This window comes from Nocardia neocaledoniensis (assembly GCF_003182135.1).
GTDB lineage: Bacteria > Actinomycetota > Actinomycetes > Mycobacteriales > Mycobacteriaceae > Nocardia > Nocardia neocaledoniensis.
The window spans coordinates 621,368-641,018 of the sequence record NZ_QGTL01000003.1 but is presented as its reverse complement, the minus strand read 5'-3'; the positions used below and the strand labels follow the sequence as shown (position 1 = coordinate 641,018).

Here is a 19,651-nt window from a genome sequence, read left to right as displayed (position 1 = left end):
AGGGTCGGGGCGGTCATGGGTGTCCTGCTGATCGCGTTGCTCGGGTTCGCGCTGCTCGACGCGCTGGACGTGCTGTTGGTGGCGATCACGACGGCCGTCGTGGCGGACAGCCGGTTGACGCGGCGATCGCCGATGGTGGGCGGGCTGAGTTTCCTCGGCGGCGTGTTCGCGGTGTCGGTGGCGTTCGGCGTGGCGACCGTGCTCGGCATCGACTTCCTGGTCCGGCTGTTCGACTTCCAGCTGACGCCGATGCTGCGGTACTGGGGCGAGCTGCTGATCGGCGTGGTGCTGATCGTCGTCGCCGCGCTGCCGATGGACACCACCATGCGCGGCGGCGGGCGCTGGGTGCGGCCGGTGCGCGAGTACCCGTGGCTGATGGGCGTCGTCGGATTCACCCTCGGGCTGGCGAAGGTGCCGACCTCGGTGCCGTATCTGGCCGCGCTGGCCCTGCTCTCGGCGCAGCGTCCGCTGCCGGTGGTGTGGCCGCTGATCGTGGCCGCGTACTGCGCGATCGCGCTGCTGCTGCCCCTGATCGTGCTCGCGCTGGCCATGCGCCGGACCCCGCGCGCCCGCAAGGTGTACCGGGTGCTGGTGCGCGGGCTGACCCGCTTCGGACCGCCCGTCGTGCGGGTGCTTTTCGTGGTCTTCGGCGTGGTCCTGGTGGTCGACGCGCTGGTCCACGCCCGGCAACTGTGGTGAAGGGCCCACACGGCCGCTCAGGTTCGCGTCAGGTCGATCGAGTACGGTCATAACGAATCGATGACATGCCGCCGTGCCCGCTGACCGGGTCACGGGGCGTAACCAGGTGAGCAGGGAGGGCGACCCTTGAGGGTTACCGTTGTTGTGCCGACCTACAACGAGCGGGAAAATCTGCCGGTGGCGGTGGAGCGGCTGACGGCGCTGCCGGTCCCCGATCTGCACGTGCTGGTGGTGGACGACAATTCCCCCGACGGCACCGGTGAGGTGGCCGACAAGCTGGCCGCCGAGCTGCCGAACGTGGTGAGCGTGCTGCACCGCACCGAGAAGGACGGCCTCGGCCGTGCCTACATCGCCGGCATCACCAAGGCCCTCGACGAGGGCGCCGACGTGGTGATCCAGATGGACGCCGACCTCTCGCACCCCGCCGAGGTGATCCCGGCCATGCTGGAGAAGCTGAGCTCCGCCGATGTCGGTGTCGTGCTCGGCTCCCGCTACGTGCCCGGCGGCTCCACCGCGGCGGAGTGGAAGTGGTACCGCAAGGCCCTCTCGGCCTGGGCCAACTTCTACGTGAACCTGATCCTGCGCCTCGGCGTGAAGGACGCGACCGCCGGTTTCAAGGCGTGGAAGGCCGACACCCTGCGCGCGATCGACGTGGCCTCGATCCGCAGCAACGGCTACTCGTTCCAGGTCGAGATGAACTACCGCGCGATCAAGAAGGGCTACACGATCGCCGAGGTGCCGATCCGCTTCGAGGAGCGCACCCTCGGCGCCTCGAAGATGAGCCTGAAGGTGCAGCTGGAGTCGGCGCTGATGCCGTGGAAGCTGCTGTTCGGCCGCTCGGTCTAGCCCGCGCAGACGAGAAGGACCCCACCATGGCGGTGGGGTCCTTCTGCGTCTCGGGGGTCAGCGGGTGGTGATCGAGCGGCGCACGCCTTCCAGCGCGACCACCAGCACCGGCACCAGCACCACGTGCATCACCGACAGCGCGATGGTGGAGGCGGTGTCGAAGTCGGCGGACACGGTCAGCCAGATGGTCCCGATCGACAGCAGCGAACCGACGACGGCGGCGACCCGCAGCACCCCGGTCCACAGGTAGGAGACCAGCACCGCGACCGTCATGCCGATCAGCAGCGGCACGGCCGACATCATGATCACGCCGCCGGGCGCGACGTCGCTGGCGACGCCGGCGTTGGTCATGGTGAACGAGCCGCCCGCCAGCTCGCCGACGGCCCAGACGATCAGGTTCAGCGCGACGGCGGCGGCCACGGCGCCCAGCACGGCGACGGTCCGGTTCAGGGCGGGCAGGGTGCGGACGGCGGGGCGGGTGGCGGTGGCGGTGGTCATGGTGTTCTCCCTCATTCGGTGGTGAGACAATCTTCAAACCTGAACAATCCTTTAGGTCAAGCGGTTCGGTGAAACTTTCTCGGGCCGACCGATGAGACGCTGGTCATAGGCCCTGTGCCGCTGCTCTACGACACAGGGTCGTAGCATGGCGGGGTGCGTTCACCGACGGATCACACCGCGCGCTTACGCGGCGCGGCGGTGGGTGCCGCCTCGGGCGCGGTCGCCGTGCTCGCGCACGGCCTCGGTGGCGCGACCGGCCTTCCGTCCGGTTCCTCGGCGACGTTGCTGCTGGCCGCCTGCGCGCTGATCGGCGTGGTGGTCTCGGCGCTGCCACGGGGCAACACCGCCCTGTCGACGATGGCGGTGCTCGCCCTCGGCCAGGTCGTCGGGCACACCGCGCTCTCGCTGGGGCACGCCCAGCACCAGCACACCTTCTCCGCCGCGATGCTGCTCGCGCACCTGGTGGCGATCCCGGTGGGCGCTCTCGCGATCCGCGCCGCCGAGGTGGGCGTGCGCCGGGCCATCACCAGCGTCCGGCGGCTGGTGCGGGTGCTCGGCGGTGGGCCGTCGCTGTTCGTCCGTTCCGTCGTCGCGCCGGTGCCCGATGAGCGCGCGGTGCTGCGTCAACTGCTGGTGCGACCGGGTCTCGGCGTGCGTGGTCCGCCATCGGTGGGTGTGTCCGTCATTCACCCCGTTCCGGCCTAGTCGTGCCGACGGGGTCTTACCCAACCCCGATGATCGGAGTCCCACGCGATGTTCGCGCGTACCCATCTCACCTCTGCCCGTGCCGTCCGCCGCCTCGGCGCGGGGGCCGCCCTGTCCGTCCTCGCCCTGTTCGCCACCTCGTGCGCGGACGACGAACCCGCCCCCGCCGCGTCCGCGGATCGGATCACCATGGGCGACCAGTGGATCAAGGCCGCCGATTCGGGCATGTCCGCCGCCTTCGGCAGCCTGCGCAACACCGGCGACACCCCGGTGACGTTGATCTCGGCCACCAGCCCCGCCTCGGATCGCGTCGAGATCCACGAGGTCGTCCCGGACAGCTCGGGCGCGAAGACCATGCGCCCCAAGGCGGGTGGCATCACCATTCCCGCCAAGGGCGAGGCCGTGCTGAAGCCCGGTGGCGAGCACCTGATGTTCATGGATCTGAAGCAGCCGTTGCGAACCGGCGCCGAGACCTCGCTCACGCTGACCTTCGCCGACGGCTCGAGCACCGTCGTCACCGCGCAGGTGCGGGACTTCGCCGGCGGCAAGGAGAACTACGCCCCGGGCACCGAGAACTCCTCGCACGGTGGCTGATCCGCGCTCCGGGCTCTCCCGCCGTCGTTTGCTCGGCGGGGGAGCGGCCGCGGTCGGCGCGGCCGGAATCGGCTGGGGCGCGGTCGGTCTCACACGCTCCGAGTCCGAGCGGGACGACGCGCTCGACGTGGTCTCGTTCTACGGCCCGCACCAGGCCGGGATCGAGCAGGACGCGCCTGGCCACGTGGCCTTCGCCGGGTTCGACCTCGCGCCCGGCGTCGACCGGGACGACGTCATCGGCCTGCTCCGCATCTGGACCGACGACGCGTCCCGGCTCACCCAGGGTCTGCCCGCGCTCGCCGACACCGAGCCGGAACTGGCAGTGCGTCCGGCCCGGCTCACGGTCACCGTCGGCTTCGGGCCGGAGCTGTTCACCGTCGCCGGTCTCCCCGAGCGGCGGCCCAGGTGGTTGCGGCAGCTCCCACCGTTCCCCATCGACCGGCTGGACCCGGCCTACACCGGCGCCGACCTGGTACTCCAGGTCTGTGCCGCAGAGGCCACCACGGTCGCGCACGCGGTGCGGGTGCTGTCCAAGCACGTGAAGTCCCTGGTGACGGTGCGCTGGGTGCAGCGCGGCTTCCGCGACGCGCCGAAAGGGCAGACCATGCGCAATCTCATGGGCCAGGTCGACGGCACGGTCAACATCGCCCCCGGCACGGTCGACTTCGACCGGCTCGTCTGGGACGACGGCGCGTCGACGCCCTGGCTCGCGGGCGGCACCTCGCTGGTGCTGCGCCGCATCGCCATGGACCTCGACACCTGGGACGAACTCGACGAGGACGGCAGGGAGCTCACGGTCGGCCGCCGCGTGGCCGATGGCGCGCCGCTCACCGGCACCGCCGAGCACGACGAGCCCGACCTGGCCGCGGTCGACCGCAACGGGATCCCGGTGATCCCGCCGTCCTCGCACGTCGCCAGGGCCAGGCACACCCACGACGGGGAACGGTTCCTGCGGCGCGGGTTCAACTACGACGAGGCGCCCGCGCCGGGGCAGGTGTCGAACTCCGGGCTGCTCTTCGTCGCCTATCAGCGCGATGTCGACGCCCAGTTCCTGCCCGTGCAGCAGCGGCTGGCCGAGTTCGACGCGCTCAACGAGTGGACGACGCCGATCGGCTCCGCCGTGTTCGCGATCCCGCCCGGGGTACCGGGGCCGGGGCACTACCTCGGGCAGCAGCTGTTCGAGAGCTGAACGGTCCGGCCGGGCCTCGCGCCCGGCCGGGCTCAGGCTCGGGGCCAGTTCAGCAGCGTCTGTTCGAACAGTCGCCGCACGCCCTCGACCTCGTCGTCCATGTCGGCCGGGTCCCAGCCGGACACGTCGATCGGCGGCAGGACCGCCACGTCGACCACGCCGGAGCGCGCGATCGGGGAGTCGCGCCAGGCGATCTCGCCGGCATTGCGGATCACCACCGGGATCACCGGAACACCCGCCTGGATGGCGATGTGGAACGCGCCCTTCTTGAACGGGCCGACCCCCGGCGTGTAGGAGCGGGTGCCCTCCGGGGCCACAGCGATGGACAGACCGTCGCGCAGGGTCGACACCACGGGCGCCAGCGCGGCCTTGGCGCGCTCGGTGTTCGTTCGATCGATGAAGGTGACTCCGACGAAGCGCATGAGCGGACCGAACAGTGGGTGCTTGGCCAGCTCCTTCTTGCCGATGCCGGTCACCGCGCCGTCGAGCACCTTCGGCACGATGATCACGTCGAACTGGCTCTGGTGGTTGAACAGGAACACCGCGGGCCGCGGCGCGCGGGCGTGCTCGGCGCCGACGACCCGCAGCCGCACCTTGATGGCGGCAAGGGTGGCGGTCGTGGCGTCGTGCATGAGCCCGTCGGCCATGCGCTGGCGTCGGCGGGTGTAGGACGTGCGCACGACGCCGAACAGCGCGCCGCCGAGCAGCGCGGCGAAGCCGGTGACCGTGCGCAGATAGTCGATCGGGCGCGGTGCGAGCCGGGGCCGGAAGCGCAGGACGGGCCAGCCCCGGTCGGCCGCGATCTCCGCCAGCTCGGGGTCCGGGTCGACCGCGGTCGGGACGTCGGCGAGGTCGAGCAGGGTCAGGTCGGTCGCGCTGTCGGCGTAGACGTAACCGATCTCCGCCTCGGCCGCCGCCGCGAATTCGCTGACCGCCGCGGCCTTTTCCCCCCGCCACAGCGGGTCGCCCTCGGGTCGCCCGATCACCACGCCGTCCTCGACCGCCAGCTTCGTGCACAGGACGTGCTGGATGCCGAGCTGCTCGGCGGCGGGCTCCACCTGGTACCGGGTGAGCTCGCTGACCAGCACCACCGTGTGCCCGGCGCGCTGGTGCTCACGCACGAGCCGCCAGGCCTCGGGGAACAGCCGGCCGTAGATCTCCTTGCGGAAACCCTTGCGGCCGAGCAGCTCCAGATCTTCCTCGGTCGACCCGGCCCAGTCCTGTTCGACGGCGCGCAGGAAGCGGCTGTAGTCACCGTCGGTGCCGCCGCGCCGGATACCGCCGAGCAGGGTGGCGGCCGGAGCATCGCCGCGCCGGAAAACCTTGCGCGCCAAGCTCCGTCGCGGCAGCCCGTCGACGACCGTGCCGCCGAAATCGAAGACGGCGGCGATATGCGGACCCTTCGGACCCGAGCGGATCGCGGCGACGGCCGCGTCGAGGTCGCCCATCAGAGCACGGTCCGGTTCGACGGATCGAGACTGGCCGCCCTGGCGATGCGCTCACCGAGATCGCGCAGCTGCTCGGCGAATTCCTGTCTGCGGGCCAGCAGCGCGTCCTCCTCACCCGGCGCCGACGGCGCGATCAGGCCGTGGTTGTCGGCGAGTTTCCACGCGCTGGTGAACAGTTCGCTCGAGACCGACTCGGCGCTGTGCAGCCTTTGCTGCAACAGCATCTGCTTGCCGACCGCCACGCACTCGTCGATGAACTCCTTGCGATCGATCACCGCGTCGGACGCGCGCGCGGCCAGCCGCTCGGCCACCACCAGCTGCGCGTCGAAGAACGAGCGCAGCACGCGGTGCGCCATCACGAAGCCGGAATCGGTGAGCGCGCCGAGGAATTGGCGGTCGAGCCGGTCGTCGGGGGTGTTCTCGTCCCATTCGGGCACGATGATGCGCACCTCGTCGATGATCTGCTCGGCGAATTCCTGGCGCTCGGGGAAGAAGAACTCGAACTTGAGCATGTCGCGCAGCGCGAACGCCGCCTTCCAGGCCGAGCGCAGCGGGTCATCGCCCGGCTCCTCGACGGCGGTCAGCGCGGCGAGCTCGAGTATGGCGCGGTTGACGAACCAGTGCACCGCGCTGTTGCGGTAGAACGCCGCCTCCAGGTGCGCGCCCGCCTCGATCGCGTACACCGGTTCCAGCCCACCGCGATACACCGTGACCACCCCGGCGAGCGCCAGTTGCTCCAGCACCACCCGCAGGCCCTGATCGTCGCGCAGAGCCGACAGTTCGCCGCTGGGCAGCCCGCGCTTGTCGATGTAACCGAGGACGGGGTCGACCACGGTGCGCACCTGACCGAGCGTGAGCGCGCGCTCGTGCACGCCGAGCAGGGCGAGGGTGACCAGCGCGTTGACGGTGATCGGGGTGACCTGGTTGATGCCGACGGCCACGTCGAAGGCCAACCGCTGCACGGCTTTACGCTCGGTTTCGGCCAATTCGGACTCGTCGGGCACGCTGGTCGCGCCGGTCGTGGTGTCGCGCAGCGGAATGGTCATCGGCCTGCGGTCGAGGGGGTCGCCGTGCGCGGCGAGCCGCTCGCGCGCCGACAGCGGCTCACCGAAGCGCACGTAGACCCGCCCAGCCGAATGCTGTTGGCTGCGCACATATCTGGCGAGCCAGCCGATGCCCTCCGGCTTCTTCGTGCCGCCCGATTGCTCGCTCGCGATCGCGCCGAGTTCGTTGAGGCGCTCGTAGGTGATCGAGACCGGGACCAGCATCACGTCCTCGACCCGGCGGGAACGCACCGCGGCCGCGAGATAATTGAGCAATCCGTAGCGCGGTGGCCGCAATTTCCCGGTGCGGGTGCGGCCACCCTCGAAATACCACTCCATATTGAAGCGCTTGGCCAGCAGATAGGCGAAGTATTCCTCGACGACCGCCTTGTAGATCTCGTCGTCGCCGAAACTGCGGCGGATGAACACCGTGCCGGTGCGCCGGGCGATCGGGCCCATCGGCCAGAAACTCAGATTCGCGCCGCCGATGACGTGATTCGGGGGAAAGTCGTTGCGCGCCAACACATCGCCGAGCACGAACGCGTCGACATAGGAGCGGTGCGAGGGCAGGAAGACCAGCGGGAACTTGCGGTTGAGCCTGCGCAGCGAGTCCAGCCCGGTCAGGTCGGTGTCGACCTTCCAGGTGGAGGCGTGGATCGGGCGCATGGCCTGGGTGAACAGGTCGGAGACCAGCCTGCTCTGCGCCGCCACCAGTTCACGCAGCGCTTTCTCGGCATTGCGGTACACCTGGTCGGGCTCGGAGCCGATCTCGTCGGCGATGTAGTCGAGTTTGCGCTGGAAATCGGGGGAGTCGAGGATCTCCTCGGCCACCAGCTGCGGCACCTTGTAGCGATCGCCGATGACGGTGCGTTCGGCGCGCTCGAGCGCCACCACCGCGGCGCGCACCACCGCGCGCGCGAACGGTTCGCCCGAGCCGGCCCGCAGCAGCGCGGCGGCCTCGGGATTGTTGGTCCGCAGCTCGCTGAGCTTGGCGGGCGCGCCGACGAGCACCCGGTGCCGGTCGGGATCGGTGCGCACCAGCCTGCGCTGCACGAGCCGGTTGGGCTTGCGCGGGTTGGTGAGCAGCGCGAGATCGGCGAAGGTGACCCGGCGGACGCCGTCGCGCTCGGGCGGCAGCCACAGCACCCGAACCGGAACCACCAGTGGGTCGTCGTGCCTGCCGACCAGGCGTTTGCTGATCGCCTTGGCGTCGAGGTCGAGCTGGGTCACCGGCGCGGTCGAGCCGAGTTCGCGGTCGAGGCCGCCCTCGGCGATCCAGCTGCCGATCAATTCGCGCTCGACGCCGGAGGCCGCGTCGACCAGGGCGACCACCGAATCGGCCATGGGGCCCGTTCGCGGGCCGCGCCGCCCACCGATCTCGATCATCTCTCCATTCAAGCGTCAGAATCGCCTCGGCGCACCGAACTTGGGTCACTGGGCGTGGGCCAGGCGCGCCGGGTGGCGAAGAATACCCACTTTGGAGGCTCGATAATCGACCAGGTAATGCTAACCTAACCCGCATAAGTTAGGTCAGCTTTACCTTGGAGGATCGTTGTCGTCGACGGAACAGCCCGTGCGGGTGGAGTATGTAGCCGACCCGGCGGCAGCGATGTCCCGCCTGGCGGCGGCCGATCGCTTCGGTGAATACGTGATGTACGAGCGTCCCGGCGAATGGGTCTTCGCCGCCGACCCGCTCGGCAGCGTCGAACTCGACGCGGGCGAGCTGCGCACCGTATGGGACGGCCGGACCACCGCGCGCGCCTGGACCGGCAGCCCGGCCCAGGTCGTCGACGCCGCCCTGGCCGCGCTGCCGCTGGGTGGCCGCAGCGCCTACGGCTGGATCGCGTTCGAGTTCTGCGCCTACTCGCTGGCCGCCACCACCTATCTGAACCGGCTCACGCCGCTGGCCCACCTGCTGATCCCCCGGATCGAGGTCCGCATCGACGCCACCGGCGTGCGGATCAGCGGCGCCACCCCGAGCGAAGTGTGCGACATCCACGATCTGATCGCCGAGTCGCAGGGCGCCGAGCTGCCCGCCGCGCATCCGGTCGACGTGCGTCCCGATCCGACCGGCTACCAGGACCGGGTCGCCAAGGCGGTGGCCGAGATCCAGGCCGGTGATTACCAAAAGGTGATCCTGTCCCGCAAGGTCGAGCTGCCCTTCGCGGTCGACGTGCCCGCCACCTATCGGCTCGGCCGGGCCAACAACACCCCGGCCCGCTCGTTCCTGCTGCGCCTCGGTGGCCTGGAGGCGGCCGGATTCAGCCCCGAGCTGGTGGCCTCGGTCGACGACGACCGGATCGTCACCACCGAGCCGCTGGCCGGCACTCGTGCCTTCGGCCTCGGCGTCGAGGCCGACACCGCGGCCAGGGCCGAGCTGCTCGCCGACCCGAAGGAGATCGTGGAGCACGCGATCTCGGTGCAGACCTCCTTCGCCGAGATCAGCCAGGTCGCCCTGCCCGGCACGCCCGCCGTCTCCGACTTCATGGCGGTGCGCGAGCGCGGCAGTGTGCAGCACCTGGCCTCCACCGTGCGCGGCACCCTCGCGGCCGACCGCACCAGCTGGGACGCGCTCGAGGTGCTGTTCCCCTCGGTGACCGCCTCGGGCATCCCGAAGCGGGCGGGCGTCGACTCCGTCTTCCGCAACGATCACGACCCGCGCGGGCTGTACTCCGGTGCGGTGGTGTGCGTCTCGCCGACCGGCGCGCTCGAGGCGACCCTGGTGCTGCGGGCGATCTATCAGACCGGCGAGGGCGCGTGGCTGCGCGCGGGCGCGGGTGTGGTCGGGCAGTCGCGGCCCGAGCGCGAATTCGAGGAGACCTGCGAAAAGCTCGGCAGCGTAGCCCCTTACGTCGTCAGGGCTTGATTCGACGACAACGGCGGCTCACCTTCCCCGGGAGGTGAGCCGCCGTCGTTCGGTTCAGCCGTGCAGCGCGCGCAGCGCCTTCTTGTCGATCTTGCCGACGGCCGTGATCGGGAGCGAATCCGCTTGGCGGACAAGGTCGGGGAGCTTGTATGTCGCCAGGCCGCGCTCGGTGAGGAAGGCCTTCAGCTCGCCGAGGCTCGGCAGTTCGCCGGTGACGACCAGGACCACGCACGCCTTTTCACCCAGTGCCGCGTCGGGCAGGCCGACCGCGGCCGCGTGCCGGACGGCGGGGTGAGCGAGCAGGTGTTCCTCGAGTTCGTCGCAGGAGATGTTCTCGCCGCCGCGATTGATCACGTCCTTGATCCGGCCGCTGACGACGAGGTGGCCGCTGGGCAGCTGGCGCACCAGATCGCCGCTGCGATAGAAGCCGTCGGGAGTGAAAGCGCGTGCGTTGTGTTCGGGTGCACGGTAATACCCGCGCAGCGTGTAGGGGCCGCGCGTCAGCAGTTCGCCCTCCTCGCCGGGCGCGACATCGTTGCCGTCGGCGTCGACGACGCGCAGTTCGTCGGCGGGGGAGAGCGGGCGGCCCTGGGTGGTGCACACCAGTTCCGCGTCGTCGTCGAGGCGGGTGAAGTTGAGCAGGCCCTCGGCCATGCCGAACACCTGCTGCAGGCGGCAGTCCAGTGCGGGCTCCACCTCGCGGGCATTCACCTCGGCCAGCCGCGCGCCGCCGACCTGCAACAGCCGCAGCGAGCTCAGGTCCGCGTCCTCCCATTCCACCGCGGCGCTCCACAATTGGGCCAGCGGCGGGACGACGGCGGTCACCGTCACCGCGTGCCGCTCGATCGCGGCGAAGGCCGCCTCCGGGCTCGGATCGAGGGTGAACGCGAGCGCGCCGCCCGTGGCGACGGTGCCGAGGATGCCGGGGCAGGCGAGCGGGAAGTTGTGGGCCGCGGGCAGGGTCGCCAGGTAGACGTCGTCGGGGGTCAGCGCGCACACCTCGGCGCTGGCCGTGGCGTTGTAGGCGTAGTCGTCGTGGGTGCGCGCGATCAGCTTGGGCAGACCGGTGGTGCCGCCGGAGACCAGCATCACCGCGATCTCGGCCGGGTCGATCGTGGGCAGCGAATCCCCTTCGCGCGGGACCGAATCCAGGGCGGTGAACTCACCGGGATCACCGGCGACGAGCACGTGGCGCAGGGTCGGCACGTTCGCCCGCACGGTGGTGGCGAGCTCGCGATAGTCGAAATCGGCCAGGCGATCCGGGATGAGGTAGGCCACGGCCTCCGCGAGCGTGGCGAGGTGTTCGATCTCGGCGCGGCGGTGCGCGGGCAGCGTCAGCACCGGGATGATGCCGGCGCGCAGCAGGCCGAACAGCACCGTCGCGAACTCCGGGATGTTCGGCAGCTGGACGATCACCCGGTCGCCGGGGGCGATGCCGAGCGCGAGCAGGCCGTGTGCCATGCGGTCGGCGGCGGCGTCGAGTTCGGCGTAGGACACGGGCGCCGCGTCGCTCAGCACGGCCGCGTGTTCGGGCTGGGCGCGCGCGGTGTCGCGGAGGAGATCGCCCAGGGTGCGCCCGGCCCAGTAGCCGGCTGCGCGGTACTCCTGCGCGGCGGTCTCCGGGAAGGGGACGTAGCCCGCACGGTGGTCTGTGGTCGATGTCGACGTCACGAACTGCCTCACTGTGGTCCTGGCGGCCGGTGCCGCGCGTCCTCGGCCCTCCGTGCGGTGCCGCCGTAGCGCTCCACATGGGAAGGTTAGGCAACCCTATCTCAATGGAGTAGGCTGCGGCCGGGCAGTACCGAAAATCCGTCCGATCGCGGGCGGCGAGCAAGGAGTGATCGGCAGATGGAGCAAGCACCCGCAGGCGGCGCCGGGATCGACCGCGCGGAGATCCGCGCCGCGATCGCCCGTCAGCTCGATCTCGATCTCGCCGACCTCGCCGACACCACCGACCTGATCCAGCTCGGCCTCGACTCGATCCGCACCATGAAACTCGCCGGCGGCTGGCGTAAGCGCGGCATCGCGGTCAACTTCGCCCTCCTGGCCGCCCACCCCACCGTCGACGCGTGGCACGCCCTGCTCAACGGCGCCGATCCCGAAGAACTCGCCGCCGAGAAGGGGGGTTCGGCGGGCGTGCGCACCATCGAGCACGTGAATTCTGCTGCGGTGGAACGTGAATCGGTAATCGTGCCGGACGACGGGACGCCCTTCGCGCTGGCGCCCATGCAGCACGCGTATTGGATCGGCCGGTCCGAGGCGCAGGAGCTCGGCGGTGTCGCCGCGCATCTGTATGTCGAATTCGACGGCGCCGGTGTGGAACCCGAGCGGCTCGAGCGGGCCGTGGAGCAGCTGCTGGTCCGGCATCCCATGCTGCGCACCCGGTTCCTGCCCGACGGTACCCAGCAGACCCTCGACCGGCCGGGACGCGCGGTGTTCAGCGTGGCCGACCTGCGGGCGGACGCGCCGGAGGTCACCGAGCGGCGGCTCGCGGAGCTGCGGACCGCGCGCACCCATCAGAAGATGGCGGTGCAGGACGGTCAGGTGATCGATATCGCGCTCACCCGCCTCGCCGACGGACGGACCCGCCTGCACCTCGACGTCGACATGCTCGCCGCCGACGCCATGAGCTACCGCATCCTCATCACCGATCTGGCCCGGCTCTACCACGGCGAGCAACTGCCGCCGCAGGACTACACCTTCCGCCAGTATCTGGCCGAGCACGGGACCGGCGCGGCAGCCGATTCCGGCCACGCCGACGAGCGCGCCCGCGACCGCGCCTGGTGGCAGGCCCGCCTGCCCGAACTGCCCGGCGCGCCGGAACTGCCGCAGGCCCAGCACATCTCGGACCCCAGCCGCACCGTCCGCCTGCACCGCTGGCTCTCCCCGCAGGCCAAGGCGCAGGTCTTCGACGCCGCGCACACCCGGGGTATCACCCCCGCGATGGCACTGGCCTCGGTGTTCGCCGAGACCATCGGCGGCTGGTCGGCGCAGCGCCGGTTCCTGCTGAATCTGCCGCTGTTCCACCGTGAACCGGTGCATCCGCAGGTCGACGGTGTCGTCGGCGACTTCACCTCCTCGGTGCTGCTCGAGGTCGACGTCACCGAGCCGGCCACCGTCGCCGACCGTGCCCGCGCCCTGCAGCAGCGCCTGCACGAGGCCGGCGCCCACTCGGCGTACTCCGGCCTCGAGGTCCTGCGCGATCTCGGCAGGCAGCGCGGCGAGCCGGTCCTCGCGCCCATCGTCTACACCAGCGCGCTGAACCTGGGCGAACTGTTCGCCGACACCGTCACCGACACCTTCGGCGACCCGGTCTGGATCATCTCCCAGGGCCCGCAGGTCCTGCTCGACGCCCAGATCACCGAGGTCCGCGGCGGCCTCCTGCTCAACTGGGACATCCGCGAATCCGCCTTCCCCGCAGGCATGATCGAGGCGATGTTCGCCCGCTACATCGAGGCCATCGAGCGGCTCGGCGGTCAGAGCGCCGAGCTTCCCGACGCGCACGGTGGCGGCGCGGCGACCGGCGGTGCGACGGGGACGGCCGACGGAGCCACACGCGGCGACGTCCGGACGGCCGACGTCGCATCCGGTCTCGCCGCGGCGGCGGCACAGGTCGCCACGCGCGGCAGCGGCGCCGGGATGCCGGTCGACGCCGAGTCGACGACCGGTCCGGCCGGCCCGGCGGTTCCCGACGCAACGCCTGGCGGCGGTTCCCCGGTCAGCGCCGACTCCGAGTCGGTGATCAGCCCCGCCGGGGCGGCGGATGTCCGCGGGCAAGGCATCAAGGCTCGGCCCGCGGCCGGAGGCGCCGGGTGGCAGGCCGAAGCGGGCGTGCGAATTCCGGTGGAACAGGCGGCGACTCGCGCCCGGGTCAACGCCACGGATGGTCCGGTGAGTGGCGGCCTGCTGCACACGGGCTTCTTCGCGAACGCCGCGACGAATCCGTCCGCGCCCGCGGTGCTCTGGGAGCCCGCCGGACGACTGACCTACGGGGAACTCGCCGCCGACGCGCTCGCTGTCGCGGGTGCCTTGCGCGAAGCCGGTGTGGCGCCGGGTGATTCGGTGGCCGTGCAGCTGCCGAAAGGCCCCGACCAGGTGCTCGCCGTGCTCGGTGTGCTCGCCGCGGGCGCGGTCTACGTGCCGATCGGCTTCGACCAGCCCGCCGCCCGCCGCGCGGAGATCCTGCGCATCGCCGACGCGGTCGCCGTCCTCACCGTCGGCGGCGCCGAGATCCCCGACACGCGCGCGATCGACCTCGCCGAGGCCCGCACGCACGCGGAACCGTTGGCGCGCCCCGTCTTCGGTGATCCGGAGAACATCGCCTACGTGCTGTTCACCTCCGGCTCCACCGGCAAGCCCAAGGGCGTCGAGGTGCCGCACCGGGCCGCGATGAACACCATCGACGACCTGAACGAGCGGTTCGCCCTCGGCTCCGCCGACGGGGCGCTCGCCCTCTCGGCCCTCGAGTTCGACCTGTCGGTCTACGACATCTTCGGCCTGCTCGCCGCGGGCGGCGCCGTGGTCGCGGTCGACGACACCCAGCGCGCCGATCCCACCCGCTGGGTGGAACTGATCCGGCGCCACGAGGTCTCGCTGCTGAATTGCGTGCCCAGCCTGCTCGACATGCTGCTCACCGCCGCGGCGGGCGAGCCGCTGCCCGCGCTGCGCACGGTGATCCTCGGCGGCGACTGGGTCGACGTGGCCCTGCCCGCCCGCCTGGCCGTGGTGGCCCCCGAGTGCCGCTTCGCCGGCCTCGGCGGCGCCACCGAGACCGCGATCCACTCGACCATCTGCGAAGTCGTCGGCGCCGAGGTGCCCGCCGAGTGGAGCGCGGTGCCCTACGGCACCCCGCTGCGCAATGTGCGGTGCCGCGTCGTCGGACCGGCGGGCAACGACTGCCCCGACTGGGTCACCGGCGAACTGTGGATCGGCGGCGACGGTGTGGCCGCCGGCTACCGCAAGGACCCCGAGCGCACCGCCGACCGGTTCGTCACCCACGAGGGTCTGCGCTGGTACCGCACGGGTGACCTGGCCCGCTACCTGCCCGACGGCGCCCTGGAATTCCTCGGCCGCGCCGATCATCAGGTGAAGATCCGCGGCTACCGGGTGGAACTCGGCGAGGTGGAGAGCGCCCTGCGCGCCGTGCCAGGCATCCGGCACGCGGTGGCCGCCGTCGTCGGCTCGGCCGCGCCCAAGCTGGTCGCCGCCGTCGTCCCCACCCCGGACACGGTCCTCGACGTCGAGCAGGTGCTCGCCGCCGCCGCGGAACTCGTCCCGGCCTACATGGTGCCGACCCGGCTGGAACTGCTCCCCGAACTCCCGCTCACCTCGAACGCCAAACCGGACCGCAAGGCCGTGCGCGCGATTCTCGAAAAGGGCGAGAGCACGGCGGAATTCGTCGCCCCGCGCACCGACTTGGAACGCGCGCTGGCCGCGGTGATCGGCGAGGTCCTCGCGACCGAGCGGATCGGTGTCACCGACGACTTCTTCGCCCTCGGTGGCGATTCCGTGCTCGCCACCACCGCCGTGGCCCGCATCCGCGAATGGCTCGACGCGCCCGACACCGTCGTGGCCGACCTGTTCACCGCGCGCACGGTCGCCGGCCTGGCCGCGCGAATGCTGGAGCGGGAGAACGAGTCGGGCACCGCGGGCAGGCTCGCGGCCGTCGCGGCGATGTACCTCGAGGTGGCCGCGATGAGCGACGAGGAGGTCCTCGCGCAGTCGTGAGCGCCGATTCGCGCTTTCCGCAGGTCGCACTAGACTTTCCCCAGTGAGTAAGTGGACTGCCGCGAACCTGCCCGACCAGACCGGCCGCACGATCGTCGTCACCGGAGCCAACAGCGGGCTGGGCGCGGCAACCGCGCGAGCGCTGTCGCGCGTGGGCGCCCGGGTGATCCTGGCCTGTCGCGATACCGGTAAGGCGCAGCAGGTGGCGGCGGGCATGCCCGGTCCGACCGAGGTCCGCGAACTCGACCTGGCGAACCTGAACTCGGTGCGCGCGTTCACCGACGCGATCGAGCGCGTCGACGTGCTGATCAACAACGCCGGCGTGATGGCGCTGCCGCTGCGCCGCACCGGCGACGGCTTCGAAATGCAGTTCGGCACAAACCATCTCGGCCACTTCGCGCTCACCAACCTGCTGCTGGACCGGATCACCGACCGGGTGGTGACGGTGTCGAGCCTGGCGCACCGCCTCGGCCGGATCGACCTGGACGACCCCAACTGGGAGCGTCGCCGCTACGACCGCTGGCTCGCCTACGGTCAGTCCAAACTGGCCAACCTGATGTTCGCCTACGAACTGCAGCGCAGGCTGGCCGGTGAGGGTTCGGCGGTGGTGTCGGTGGCCGCGCACCCCGGCTACGCCGCCACCGAGCTGATGTCGCACACCGAATCGGTGCGCGACCTGGTGATGGCGCTGGGCAACCGGCTGTTCGCCCAGGACGCCGAGCAGGGCGCCCTGCCGACCCTGTTCGCCGCCACCGCCGACATCGTGCCCGGCGCCTTCTACGGCCCCGACGGCTTCCTCGGGCTGCACGGCCACCCCGCGCGCTGCGGCAGCAGCGACGCGTCGAAGGACCGCGCGCTCGCCTCGGAGCTGTGGGAACTCTCGGAGAAGCTCTGCGGCCTGATCTGAGTGATGGTGACCGGCATCACATTCGGTGATGTCACACCGCCGCGGGCTCCGTCGTCGTCTCAGTGAATCCCACGACGAAGGAGCTCATCATGGAAGCGCGTTTCAACCTCTACGGCAACCCGGTCGCCGCCAGCTTCGTGAAGCGGATGACGATGGCGAGCAAGGTGATCGACGACTCCCCGCTCGACAAGGCCACCTACGAACTGGTGAAGATCCGGGCCTCGCAGATCAACGGCTGCAGCTACTGCGTCGACATGCACACCAAGGACGCCGCCCACGCGGGCGAGTCCGCGGTCCGGATCAACCTGGTCGCCGCCTGGCGCGAGGCGAACGTCTACACCGAGGCGGAGCGGGCCGCCCTCGCCCTCACCGAGGAGGCGACCCGCGTCGCCGACGGCGGCCACGTCGGCGACGACACCTGGCAGCAGGTGCGCAAGCACTACGACGACGACCAGATCGCCGCGTTGATCGCCGCCATCGCGATGATCAACGCCTGGAACCGGCTCAACGCCATCGCCCACACCCCGGCCGGCGACTACGTCCCCGGCCAGTGGGGCTGAGTCCTCAGGTCCGGGCGAACCGGTGCCCGTGTTCGGCCGCCCACTGCGCGAAGGTGCGCGCCGGGCGGCTGAGCACCTGTTCGACGGTCGGGTCCACCGTGTAGGACTCCGGGCTCGATTCGGCGTACCAGCCGATCACGTATTCGGCGTCGGCCTCCGAGACTCCCGTCGCCCGCAGCCGGTCGACGGCCTGCTGGTGGGTGATCCTGGCGAACTCGATCGGCCTGCCTGCCGCCTCGGCCAGGATCGCGATCCGTTCGTGCGGGGTGATCGCCGCCGGGCCGGTCAGGTTGTAGGCGCGGCCGTGATGGCCCTCCTCCAGCAGCGCGACGGCCGCGACCGCGCCGATATCGGCCTCGTGCACCACCGCGCTCGGATGGTCGTAGGGCTCGCGGACCACGCCGTCGGTCAGGATCGGTTCGAGCCAGCTGAGGGTGTTGGACATGAACTCCTGCGGCTCCAACCGGGTCCACTCCACCCCGGACTCGGCGATCGCCTGCTCGACCGGGCCGACCCCGCCGCCCCAGACCACGGTGATGCGCCGCACGCCCGCGTCCACGGCCCGGCCGATCAGTTCGGGACCGACCTCGGCGAGACCTGCGGTCACCGTCACGTGCAGCCGGTCCACCCCCTGCCACGCGTCGCCGATCGTCGCGGGCTCGTTGTGCGTCCCGGTGGCGAGTTCCACCTCGGGTCCGACCAGGGCGCGGGCCGCGGCGGCGTCGCGGGTGAGCGCCCTGACCTTCTCGCCGCGGGCGAGGAGTTCGCGAACCACCTGTCGCCCCGTGTTGCCGGTCGCGCCCGTAATCAGTGTTGTCACAGTCGATTTCCTTTCGTCGACTGCCACGGTAAAAGCTCAAGTATTATTCAGGTCAAGCCTTTCTTTCGCGGCCGTGCGATGTGATCGTCGGCACTCCCGGTAACCGTGGCCCGGCAGGCGGCGTTTCACCGGTGGTACAGTCCACGGCATGCAGCGCGCATATTTCTGGTTTAGCGAGCCGGCCCTGGGTGGGCCGGTCTGCGACCCTGCGCGCTGACCTCCTCACCCCGAGCCGGACACTGACCGGCTCGACGGGTTCGCGAAAAGTCCGTGGGTCGGCCTCGAAGAATAGGAAACCCACACATGACCACCGCAGCCGATGTCGACTCGCGGCATTCCGATCTCGATGACCAGCGCACCCTCAGCGTGAGCCCCCTGCGCTCGCCCGCCGAGGTGCGCACCGTCCACCCCATCACCGACGCGCTCGCCGACACCGTCCGCGCGGGCCGCAAGGCCACCGTCGACGTGCTCAACGGCGACGACGACCGCCTCATGGTGATCGTCGGCCCGTGCTCGGTGCACGATCCGGCCGCCGCCCTCGACTACGCTCGCAAGCTGGCAGTCAAGGCCGCGGAGCTGAGCGACCGGCTGCACGTGGTGATGCGGGTGTACTTCGAGAAGCCGCGCACGACACTGGGGTGGAAGGGTCTGATCAACGATCCGCACCTGGACGGCTCGTTCGACGTCAACACCGGTCTCGGTATCGGCCGCAAGGTCCTCGTCGACATCACCGCGCTCGGCCTGCCCGTGGCCTGTGAGTTCCTCGACCCGATCACCCCGCAGTACATCGCCGACCTGGTCTCCTACGGCGCGATCGGCGCCCGCACCGCCGCCAGCCAGGTGCACCGCCAGCTCTCCAGCGCGCTGTCCATGCCGGTCGGCATCAAGAACGGCACCGACGGTGACGTGCAGGTCGCCGTCGACGGCGTGCGCGCCGCGGCCGCCAGCCACGTCTTCCCCGGCACCGACCTGGACGGGCGTTCCGCCCTGATCCGCACCACCGGCAACCCCGACTGCCACGTCATCCTGCGCGGCGGCAGCAACGGCACCAACTACGACGCGGCCTCGGTGGCCGAGGCCAAGCTGCGGCTGGAGAAGTCCTCGCTGGCCCAGCGCGTGGTCGTCGACGCCAGCCACGGCAACAGCAACAAGGACCACAACCGGCAGGTCGACGTCGTCACCGATATCGCCGAGCGGCTCGCCGCCGGCGAGCAGGGTGTGGTCGGCGTGATGCTGGAGTCGTTCCTCGTGGCGGGCCGCCAGGACCTGACCCTCGGCAAGGCCGACGAGCTCACCTACGGCCAATCCATCACCGACGCCTGCATCGACTGGGACGTCACCGCGGCCCAGCTCGACCGGCTCGCCGCCGCCGTCGAATCCCGGCGCGGCTGAGTTCTCCGAAAGACTGTGGCCCCGGAGTGTATCGGGGCCACAGTCTTTCGGGCGGTCAGTGCTTTCCTGCGGTCAGCCGACGGTGTAGGCCCAGGTGCCGTTGCATTGGCCGCCCCAGTTCTGTTCGGCGTTGTAGCGCCAGGTGCCGCGCGGGGCGGTGAGTTTCCAGCTGCCGTCGTGGGTGACGAGATGGCGGCCGTCGGCGTGGTCGACGAAACTGTGCGCGGAGGCGGGGATGTCCCTGGTCGTGCCCTTGTATTCGTAGTTCTCCACGATGATGCGGACGGTGCCGCGAGTGTTGTTCTCGATCACCAGGCACGCGCCGGGCGTGGACGCCTGGGCCGGTGCGGCCAGCAC

The 19,651-nt window shown here is 70.8% G+C and carries 16 protein-coding genes; 10 read left to right on the top strand and 6 right to left on the bottom strand.

Going from position 1 to position 19,651, the window contains the following annotated elements; genetic code table 11:
• The first annotated feature begins 15 nt into the window (after nucleotides 1-15).
• Together DFR69_RS11035 and DFR69_RS11030 are read left to right on the top strand one after the other, a co-directional pair.
• On the top strand, nucleotides 16-699 hold the full coding sequence (locus DFR69_RS11035; protein WP_110037356.1) for a GAP family protein: 684 nt from the start codon (nucleotides 16-18) through the stop codon (nucleotides 697-699).
• Nucleotides 700-825: 126 nt separating this feature from the next.
• Nucleotides 826-1,545 (top strand): polyprenol monophosphomannose synthase, encoded by a 720-nt coding sequence (locus DFR69_RS11030; RefSeq protein ID WP_261774387.1) that lies wholly within the window; start codon nucleotides 826-828, stop codon nucleotides 1,543-1,545.
• 57 nt (nucleotides 1,546-1,602) lie between these two features.
• Here DFR69_RS11030 and DFR69_RS11025 read toward each other — a convergent pair whose 3' ends face one another.
• On the bottom strand, nucleotides 1,603-2,043 hold the full coding sequence (locus DFR69_RS11025) for a DUF6069 family protein (RefSeq protein WP_110037578.1): 441 nt from the start codon (nucleotides 2,041-2,043) through the stop codon (nucleotides 1,603-1,605).
• Between the two features lie 153 nt (nucleotides 2,044-2,196).
• On the opposite strand from DFR69_RS11025, the gene DFR69_RS11020 reads away from it, so the two are divergent.
• Genes DFR69_RS11020 through DFR69_RS11010 form a run of 3 tightly spaced genes read left to right on the top strand, consistent with a single transcriptional unit; the run spans nucleotide 2,197 to nucleotide 4,531 of the window.
• Nucleotides 2,197-2,748, top strand: a complete 552-nt coding sequence (locus DFR69_RS11020) for a hypothetical protein (RefSeq protein ID WP_146229251.1) — start codon at nucleotides 2,197-2,199, stop codon at nucleotides 2,746-2,748.
• A gap of 48 nt (nucleotides 2,749-2,796) precedes the next feature.
• Nucleotides 2,797-3,342, top strand: a complete 546-nt coding sequence (locus DFR69_RS11015) for a copper chaperone PCu(A)C (protein ID WP_110037353.1) — start codon at nucleotides 2,797-2,799, stop codon at nucleotides 3,340-3,342.
• The gene (locus DFR69_RS11010; protein WP_110037352.1) at nucleotides 3,335-4,531 is read left to right on the top strand and encodes a Dyp-type peroxidase; all 1,197 of its coding nucleotides are present in this window, start codon (nucleotides 3,335-3,337) and stop codon (nucleotides 4,529-4,531) included. Before DFR69_RS11015 ends, DFR69_RS11010 begins: the two co-directional genes overlap by 8 nt.
• 32 nt (nucleotides 4,532-4,563) lie before the next feature.
• Here DFR69_RS11010 and DFR69_RS11005 read toward each other — a convergent pair whose 3' ends face one another.
• Nucleotides 4,564-5,979: a 1-acylglycerol-3-phosphate O-acyltransferase gene (locus tag DFR69_RS11005; RefSeq protein WP_110037351.1), complete on the bottom strand. Its 1,416-nt coding sequence runs from the start codon at nucleotides 5,977-5,979 to the stop codon at nucleotides 4,564-4,566.
• Nucleotides 5,979-8,408, bottom strand: coding sequence for a glycerol-3-phosphate 1-O-acyltransferase (locus DFR69_RS11000; protein ID WP_110037350.1), 2,430 nt, complete (start codon nucleotides 8,406-8,408; stop codon nucleotides 5,979-5,981). Before DFR69_RS11000 ends, DFR69_RS11005 begins: the two co-directional genes overlap by 1 nt.
• 193 nt (nucleotides 8,409-8,601) lie before the next feature.
• Between DFR69_RS11000 and DFR69_RS10995 the strand changes: the two genes are divergently transcribed.
• Nucleotides 8,602-9,888, top strand: coding sequence for a salicylate synthase (locus DFR69_RS10995; RefSeq protein WP_373867010.1), 1,287 nt, complete (start codon nucleotides 8,602-8,604; stop codon nucleotides 9,886-9,888).
• 54 nt (nucleotides 9,889-9,942) lie between these two features.
• On the opposite strand, the gene DFR69_RS10990 is transcribed toward DFR69_RS10995, so the two are convergent.
• Complete coding sequence (locus DFR69_RS10990; protein ID WP_110037564.1) at nucleotides 9,943-11,559, bottom strand: (2,3-dihydroxybenzoyl)adenylate synthase; 1,617 nt, start codon at nucleotides 11,557-11,559, stop codon at nucleotides 9,943-9,945.
• A gap of 177 nt (nucleotides 11,560-11,736) precedes the next feature.
• Between DFR69_RS10990 and DFR69_RS35150 the strand changes: the two genes are divergently transcribed.
• From DFR69_RS35150 to DFR69_RS10970, 3 genes are all read left to right on the top strand, one after another.
• Complete coding sequence (locus DFR69_RS35150; protein WP_244198198.1) at nucleotides 11,737-15,615, top strand: amino acid adenylation domain-containing protein; 3,879 nt, start codon at nucleotides 11,737-11,739, stop codon at nucleotides 15,613-15,615.
• A gap of 43 nt (nucleotides 15,616-15,658) precedes the next feature.
• On the top strand, nucleotides 15,659-16,522 hold the full coding sequence (locus DFR69_RS10975; RefSeq protein WP_110037348.1) for an oxidoreductase: 864 nt from the start codon (nucleotides 15,659-15,661) through the stop codon (nucleotides 16,520-16,522).
• 89 nt (nucleotides 16,523-16,611) lie between these two features.
• Nucleotides 16,612-17,082 (top strand): carboxymuconolactone decarboxylase family protein, encoded by a 471-nt coding sequence (locus tag DFR69_RS10970; protein ID WP_110037562.1) that lies wholly within the window; start codon nucleotides 16,612-16,614, stop codon nucleotides 17,080-17,082.
• Nucleotides 17,083-17,086: 4 nt separating this feature from the next.
• On the opposite strand, the gene DFR69_RS10965 is transcribed toward DFR69_RS10970, so the two are convergent.
• The gene (locus DFR69_RS10965) at nucleotides 17,087-17,902 is read right to left on the bottom strand and encodes an NmrA family NAD(P)-binding protein (protein ID WP_110037347.1); all 816 of its coding nucleotides are present in this window, start codon (nucleotides 17,900-17,902) and stop codon (nucleotides 17,087-17,089) included.
• 303 nt (nucleotides 17,903-18,205) lie between these two features.
• Between DFR69_RS10965 and DFR69_RS10960 the strand changes: the two genes are divergently transcribed.
• On the top strand, nucleotides 18,206-19,294 hold the full coding sequence (locus tag DFR69_RS10960) for a 3-deoxy-7-phosphoheptulonate synthase (protein ID WP_110037346.1): 1,089 nt from the start codon (nucleotides 18,206-18,208) through the stop codon (nucleotides 19,292-19,294).
• 72 nt (nucleotides 19,295-19,366) lie between these two features.
• On the opposite strand, the gene DFR69_RS10955 is transcribed toward DFR69_RS10960, so the two are convergent.
• The gene (locus DFR69_RS10955) at nucleotides 19,367-19,651 is read right to left on the bottom strand and encodes a hypothetical protein (protein ID WP_110037345.1); all 285 of its coding nucleotides are present in this window, start codon (nucleotides 19,649-19,651) and stop codon (nucleotides 19,367-19,369) included.